4 protein-coding genes and 3 pseudogenes are annotated in these 6,031 nt (G+C 36.9%); 1 reads left to right on the top strand and 6 read right to left on the bottom strand.

From position 1 onward, the window contains the following. The first annotated feature begins 40 nt into the window (after window positions 1–40). Window positions 41–1,891: an ATP-dependent nuclease gene (locus AC1DSE_RS28470; RefSeq protein ID WP_441887079.1), complete on the top strand. Its 1,851-nt coding sequence runs from the start codon at window positions 41–43 to the stop codon at window positions 1,889–1,891. Window positions 1,892–2,036: 145 nt separating this feature from the next. On the opposite strand, the gene AC1DSE_RS28465 is transcribed toward AC1DSE_RS28470, so the two are convergent. From AC1DSE_RS28465 to AC1DSE_RS28440, 6 genes and pseudogenes are all read right to left on the bottom strand, one after another. Continuing rightward, complete coding sequence (locus tag AC1DSE_RS28465) at window positions 2,037–2,723, bottom strand: DNA-methyltransferase (RefSeq protein ID WP_477512956.1); 687 nt, start codon at window positions 2,721–2,723, stop codon at window positions 2,037–2,039. Window positions 2,724–2,914: 191 nt separating this feature from the next. Beyond that, a complete protein-coding gene (locus AC1DSE_RS28460) occupies window positions 2,915–3,475 on the bottom strand; it encodes a DinB/UmuC family translesion DNA polymerase (protein ID WP_441887075.1) in 561 nt (186 codons plus the stop codon). Window positions 3,476–3,743: 268 nt separating this feature from the next. Then, entirely contained in the window at window positions 3,744–3,941 is a 198-nt protein-coding gene (locus tag AC1DSE_RS28455; RefSeq protein ID WP_441887073.1) for a hypothetical protein, read from the bottom strand. 83 nt (window positions 3,942–4,024) lie between these two features. Next, window positions 4,025–4,620: pseudogene (locus AC1DSE_RS28450) on the bottom strand (recombinase family protein). Window positions 4,621–4,784: 164 nt separating this feature from the next. Beyond that, window positions 4,785–4,959: pseudogene (locus AC1DSE_RS28445) on the bottom strand (stage V sporulation protein R); the annotation flags it as partial. 749 nt (window positions 4,960–5,708) lie between these two features. Beyond that, a pseudogene (locus tag AC1DSE_RS28440) lies at window positions 5,709–6,031 on the bottom strand (hypothetical protein); the annotation flags it as partial.

Below are 6,031 nucleotides of genomic sequence, written 5' to 3'. Positions count from 1 at the left end.
ATCATAGGGATATATTAAACAAACATACTAGGGGGCATCCATGAAACTATCCAAAATCACCATAAATAACTATAAAGGAATTCAGCATTTATCATTAGATATTGAGAATATCAGCATCATTATTGGTCCGAACAATTGCAGTAAAAGCACAGTTCTTCAAGCCATCGAACAATTTGGTAAAGCGGATAAGACTCTTGATGAAAACTGTTACTATAGACACGACACAAGTCGTGCAATCAGTTTCCACGCAACATTCATTGATGTGACAGCAGCAGAATTAGAGCTTCATGGGATTCGTAATTCACTTCATGAGCCAACTGGACATTTTATTGTACGAGCAGTTTATGAATATGGAGAACCTGTAAAACGCTTTTCCAAAACCTCAGGAGAACCTACWCATGATATGAATAATGAGGGTTGGGACGGGAGGATGGGGGGGGGCAATAATGGCACTCATTTTCTTAACGTATTCCCTGAAGTTCTTTATATACCAGCAGTTCGTCATGCAAATGAAGAGATAAAAAATAGTTCTGACTACATAAAAACCCTAACTCAACTATATAAAGAAGTTATTATGGAGACTAATGAATACTTAGATGCGACTCGTGCGAATAGGGAACTACAAAACAGAATAAACTCGCACACTAATGAAAGAATAAGTTTCTTTCAAAATGAGGTGAAATCATTTTTAAATAACATTACCTCAACAAGTGTTGATTTTAAAGTTAACTTTAAACCTATTGAAGAATTCATCAGTAGTTCAGTAAATACTGTTTTTAATTATAACGGCATAAATACATCTATTGAACATCAAGGAAATGGTGTGCAACGTACTTTTATTGTTTCGATTTTAAAAGGCTATCGAAAATATAGAAGCGAATTCCCTCCTGAAGGAAGGGAACAAATAGCAGCCCGTAGGCCGTTAATAATTGCAGTTGAAGAACCGGAACTATACTTGCATCCGCATATTGCACGAGTTTTTAAGGATACCTTGTACCAGCTAGCTGATGATCGGTTTTTTCAAGTTATCGCAACTTCTCATTCTCCCAACTTTATCGATTTATCAAAACCAAACAGAACACTTATTCGCTTCTCTTTAGATTCTAATCAAGATGTCAAAGCAAACCAAGTTAGTTCTGATATCTATGGCTTACCTGAGGATGAAAGAGATAAATTTCAAGCCCTCTTGAAATTCAACCCTCATCTAAATGAAGTTTTCTTTGCACAGCAAGCAATTCTTGTTGAAGGCGATACTGAGGTTGTCGCATTTAGACAAATAGCGGAAAAGCTTATGGTTTCAGGTTTACTTTCATCTGATGTATTTCATAAAACCTCAATAGTAAACTGTGCAGGTAAACCTACAATGTACGTTGTATTGAATGTCTTAAATAATTTTGGAATTCCCTATACGGTTATTCATGATATGGATATTACTGAACTTGGAAAAAATGGGCAAAGAAGAGCTAGCTCTACCCTTCGTCAAGCAATTACCATAAATTATAAAATTGAAGTATTAGCATCTGTTCGTGCTAACAAGAAATTTGTTCTTCAACATACTTTTGAGGCAGAAATGCCCGAAACTTATGAAAAGGGCACCTCTAAATCGTATGCAGCATATGAGTTTTTAAAAGACAAGTCTCTAGAAGAGCTTCCTTTAAGATTGTTACAAATTATTAAATCAGCATACGGTATTCCGTTAGAAGTTCCGATTGTTCATCTTGTTGATGAATTAATGCAACAATATTTAGTTGAAAATCCTGATTGGTCTGAACTTCATGATGCGTTTCAAGGATGGCAAATACCAGTACACGAACAATTTATAAGAAATGTATGGGATGAAATAAACCATCCTTTTGCAGCTGCGGCATCTGATGATATACCAAGTCGATAAAAAACTCCTTCTTAAAGTGGCAGGGTTCGACTTTTTGCTTTCGTTTGTTGTAATGGCAGTCTAGGACGAGTGTTTATAACTTAGACTGCCAACCTAGTGATAAAGTTACTGAGACCTATCCGCTAATTCAATCTGTAGCTATAACTTATATTCCCAACGCCTTTTGTATCCTTTCCATTGCAACATCATACCAATTTTTATCAATTTCAAAAGCCATCCAAGACCGACTTGTAATAATGGCTGCCTCTTCCGCAACCCTACTACCTGCGAAAAAATCTACCATTAACTCTCCAGTCTCACTACTATTCACAATCATTTCCTTTAACAACTCTACAGGCTTTTCCGTTGGATGTATGGTTTTATTACCATGAATGCGTGGTATGCGCCAAATGTCTGTCTGCTTTCGTGTTGAGATCCGTCTGACACGTTTATCTCCTTTCACAGCAAAGATGATAAATTCGTGGCGATAGCGGTATTGCCAACCAAGGCCCATATGTTCTTTATCCCATACAATACAGTTCTTCACTATGAAACCTGCATTACGCAGCCAAATCACCATGTCTGCATACATCCGCCAGTCAATACAAACATAAATATGTCGTCCTGGCTTGAGAACTCTGTAAGCTTGAAAAATCCATTGCATACAAAAACGCTTGTATTCCGCCGGTGAAAGCATATCATTCTCTATTATATTAAATCTTGGCTTTTTCGTTTTCGTTTGTGTTGTCCCACCAAATCTTAAGTTATATGGTGGATCTGCTATCAATAAATCGACTGAGTTATCTTCTAAATGTTTCTTTGAACCTTCAATACAGCTTTCGTTATATAACATCCTATTCCTCCTGGTATATGTGTCTCTTATATATAAATTCTACACTACGATTTGGAACAAGTGTTCTCTTTTTTCACAAAAAAAAAGCTGTAGGATTTCTCCCACAACTTTATTTTACCGGTGCATTCCGGATTTTATATAAGTATAATGCTAACCTTCAAAATTGTAAATACTTCACATCTGAGGATTTGCTATTTGAAATTACCTCCTATTTTCATACTGCGATCTGATGCCTTGCCAGCTGGAGTAGCAGAAGTAGCTCTTATAATAATTGAGTCACCATGCTTTTGTTTTAATAAGTCAGTTACACGTTCTAATGCTCGTGCTTTTTCTCGGTCTTGGTCGAATAATGATATTTGATATTCATCGTCGGAGGAAAATTGAGATAAACTGATGCCTATTCTTCGAATAGGTAATCCATCCCAATGTCTCTGTAATAATTCCACAGCAGCTCTATACACTTGATTGGTTACATTTGTAGGATCTACCATTTTCATTTGTCGATAAAAACCTGTCGGGCGTTCAAAATCAGCCCCTAAGCAACCCACCGATACTACATGCCCCATATAGCCTTTGCCTCTGCAGCGCTGGCATACGAGCTCTGTAAGCTCTAGGAGCACTACCTTTATCTCATCGAGCTTGCGATAATCACGAGGAAGTGTCATCATATGGCCAACTGTTTTAGGTGCAACCTGATGAGTTCCTGGCGTGACTGGGCTTTCATCAATTCCATTAGCTATGCGCCAATACATTTCTGCATTAACATCTGAGTTTTTACCAAACTTAGCCTCATCATTAATTTAAGTTTATCTAAAGGTGTACCTGCAAGTTTTCCAATAGTATCAAGACCCATAAAATTTAGATGTCGTGTCATCTTGCTGCCGACCATAAACATTTTATCAATATGCAAAGTCCAGAGTGTCTCGTGCAAATTTTCTTTTGTCAGCACATACATTCCTGATTTGTTTTTCTTCGCATAATTATCACAGGCCTAGATCCGCTAACATGATAACTTTGCTTTTAGCCAATAAATACCACCACGGGCTCTGCAGCTAATATGTTTTTAACTAAAAAATTTCGCCTTCCTTGTCTAACCAGACAAAAAGCCTTTATGTGTCCCTGATCCACCGATAACATATTTATTTTTCTTTTGGACAAGTTCTTATTCTTGCTGAGATATACAATCTCAACAATTGCACCTATCCATTTCTCGTCCATAAGACTCACCCCCAAACAGAACGTTTGTTCTTATTATGTACAGAGCTAACGTTCTTATTCCAGAGAAAAGATTTAACAGATTATTAGCCCTCATACTCATTTACTCGTCGGCAAAACGTACTATGCGTTAATCCTAATACCTTCCTAGCAGCTACTCCAGTAATGAGTCCAGCTTTCCAATCTTGATAAACCTTAATAAAGGTGGTATCGATTTCTTTTCGCGGCTTACCAAACTTTACTCCTTCAATTATAGCTACTGCAATTCCTTCAGCTTGCCGCTGCAGATTCTTTTTACGCTCTTGTTCTGCTACATAAGCAAGCAAACTAAGAAATTGATTCTCCAGAACCTTTCAGAAGTCCCCCATTGTCCGATACTTTCTAGAATCAAATAGCAGCTCGTTATCCAAACAAACGATATCCGCTCCAACCTCACGAGTGATATATTTCCACTCATCTATGATTCCATCATAGTCTCGTCCCAATCGATCTAATGAATCAATGTAAATTAAATCACCTTGTCTCAACATATAAGACGCATTGCTTGGTACTGAGGTCGATTGAAATCTTTCCCACTTAATTTATCAACAAAAAGATATCGCTCATTTAGACCCAGTTCTCGAAACTTAAGTAGTTGCCTTTCCGGATTTTGCTCTTTAGAAGAAACACACACATAGCCCATCTCTTTGAACTCCACCTTCACAATAACGATATCTATGTCTCCTAAGGGAGCCCTCTCTATCCTAAAATAGAAAGACCGATCGAATGAGATCGGGGTTTCTGTAACATATTTATTTAAATGTGTTAGCTCTTTAAAACAGAATTAAGAAGAGCTATCCTCTTACCTCAAACAAACTTCCGACTCGTTTTCTTCCCATCACAGCTGAACACAATCTTCTTATCCTCAACAAACGTCTCCAGATGAAACGTTTTTCACCCAAAGCTGAACGACATGAGGCAGCGTACGCTCCACATACTTCAGATCGAGCTCCATCCCTTCATACTCATGAATAAGATAAAGCTATACTTTATAGATGAATATATTCGGCAGCATCAGTTAGTGAGATGTTTTCCGTATAATGGTTCTTCAAATAATTAACTGCTTTTACTACATATTCGGACTGTGTTCTCTTTTGTTTCTTTAAGACATAACACACAAAATTCTCGAAGATAAGCCGAATCCATTGTTTGATTTCATCTAATGTTTCCATCCTTTGATAAGAAAACGTAGGGCGCTTTATTGCTTAATTAGATTTCTGTCGAAGTAGCAGCTGCTCGAATAGGCAATACAAAGTTGTCATCCATCGATCAGAAATCCTGGAACGGGTATATCTTTGAGGAGCAAGCGCAGGTAAGATTAGAGTCGGGATGGCGATTATATCTTTATATTCGTAGCAACCTATTCAAATGGTGTAATTAATGAAACGGATGTGACCATTCAAATTAAAGATAGCTGGACGTCATTTTTCGAGTTCGTTTCATAAGTCGTGGTAGTCAGTTAAGTTAAGTAAGAAGTGTTGTATTGAAGTATTGGCAGTCGAATACCCTAATGCTATTGAGGTTCCATCTTTAATGATCTATTCCCGTTTGCTTAATGCAATCATATGTGATCTTTATTTTTCCTTTAGCACGATTTGCACCAACTCTAAGACCATTAAGTTTCACTAAGACCTTATGCATAATTGTATAGAAGATGAACTCAATCAATGCTCCGTGTCTAACAGTTGAAGTGCAGTAGTGGTTTTCTTTATATTTAATGTATGCTATCAATCAACGCCCAGTATATATAATTTTTCCTGACTMATCTATTAAACGGAATATAAAACTTGAAGCATCTTCAAAATCCATCTTAGTGTAGTAAACGGCATATCCATTGTCAACTTCTAGTTCCTTAAAAAATGTTGATGCTTTTTTAATATCGACTTGAGTTTTGAATAGCATATCATCATTGCTTACAATTACCTTCTTTACATGGGGGTCAAGAATTTCAGCAGCAATAATTGTTTCATATTTTCGGTTTGAATGCTTAGTCATTACACTTATCCATGTTCTTTTCATTTTGTCTGTCCCACTTGGAAGCAGTTCTTCTTTAT

The sequence above is a fragment of the Paenibacillus sp. 01L418 genome (assembly GCF_056400045.1).
Note: the sequence above shows the minus strand (reverse complement) of the source record. Positions and strands in the feature narration are given on the sequence as shown.

Excerpts from the sequence above, each read along its gene's own strand:
- AC1DSE_RS28460 (WP_441887075.1), bottom strand. The coding sequence starts at position 3,475 with ATGTATTGGCGCATAGCTAATGGAATTGATGAAAGCCCAGTCACGCCA.
- AC1DSE_RS28455 (WP_441887073.1), bottom strand. The coding sequence starts at position 3,941 with ATGGACGAGAAATGGATAGGTGCAATTGTTGAGATTGTATATCTCAGC.
- AC1DSE_RS28465 (WP_477512956.1), bottom strand. The coding sequence starts at position 2,723 with ATGTTATATAACGAAAGCTGTATTGAAGGTTCAAAGAAACATTTAGAA.